Source organism: Brucella sp. 22210, from assembly GCF_052045675.1.
Taxonomy (GTDB): Bacteria; Pseudomonadota; Alphaproteobacteria; order Rhizobiales; family Rhizobiaceae; genus Brucella.
This window is the reverse complement of sequence record NZ_JBQEPD010000130.1, coordinates 1-962: the sequence shown is the minus strand read 5'-3', so window position 1 is coordinate 962 and position 962 is coordinate 1. Positions and strand designations below refer to the sequence as shown.

The window sequence follows — 962 nt, the reverse complement described above, 5'->3', positions numbered from 1 at the left end:
GAGCAAACCTCGTGGCGTTCCACGGGTTGATGATCGCATGGTTCTCAACGGAATCCTGTGGCGCTTCCGCACCGGGTCATCATGGTCAGAAATCCCTGAACGCTATGGTAACCGTTAAATCGGTTGCATAGCGTGCGTTGCGTCGTACATACTGTCGGCGAGCGGTTTCAGTCCAGGTCATCGTGAGCTCCATCGCATCTAAGCAATCCGATTGAATCATAACCTGCTGTAATCGCTCAATCCTTTTTGGAACAGGCTCTTAGTACAATATGATCCACTCTGAATGAAACGAAACGATTGAATCGCGAGACCCAATCGGCAGAGTGCCAGTGTTCTAACTTTTCAATATATGGAAAAAGAATGCTTCTTAAGCGATCATTGGGGGACCAATTTTATTTGTTTTCCAACACAGAAACACCCGCCGCAGGTATATTGCTTATCACGGCGCATGGCAGCTTTTTAAGCAACGGCGATGGCTGTCTCCCCCTTTCAATTTCACGAACTCTTGTTCCAATAGGAACCAGGCTATCGTTTTTTTCACAGCACGGATATTCGACAAGCGGTGCCATCGGCTTGGCACAATATTGCGTAATTCCTCCGGTGGAAACCTTGGTGGGGGGCGATGACGTTATCAATTATCGATTGCATAAATATAAGGATGATGATGACGCCATTATTCGGTATTCAATGGGGTATCATCAGGCTCTTAATATCGACGTCATGACTATCCGCAATCGCTGGCACAGACTTGGTACATCACTCGCGGATGTATTTTTAGTGCTACGCAGATATGATTTGAACTACACCGAGATCCGGTGCGCGTTTTGTCGTTCACCTGCCTTAAAATTTAACCACGCTGACGCGCTCTAGAGCGTAGACTCATAAACTGATGCACCAGATGCTGACAGCGATCAGTTTGACAGCAGCGAGGAAATTGTACGGGTTCTTGTCGTAGCGCGTGG

Annotated in this window: 1 protein-coding gene and 2 pseudogenes; 2 read left to right on the top strand and 1 reads right to left on the bottom strand. The window is 47.5% G+C overall.

Features of this window, described 5'->3' with window-relative positions; genetic code table 11:
• Positions 1 to 109 (top strand): annotated as a pseudogene (locus tag ACTJKP_RS26935) (transposase); the annotation flags it as partial.
• A 251-nt stretch (positions 110 to 360) separates the two neighbouring features.
• Complete coding sequence (locus ACTJKP_RS26930) at positions 361 to 870, top strand: putative adhesin (protein WP_440632840.1); 510 nt, start codon at positions 361 to 363, stop codon at positions 868 to 870.
• A 9-nt stretch (positions 871 to 879) separates the two neighbouring features.
• Here the strand turns inward: ACTJKP_RS26930 and ACTJKP_RS26925 are convergent.
• Positions 880 to 962: pseudogene (locus ACTJKP_RS26925) on the bottom strand (IS5/IS1182 family transposase); the annotation flags it as partial.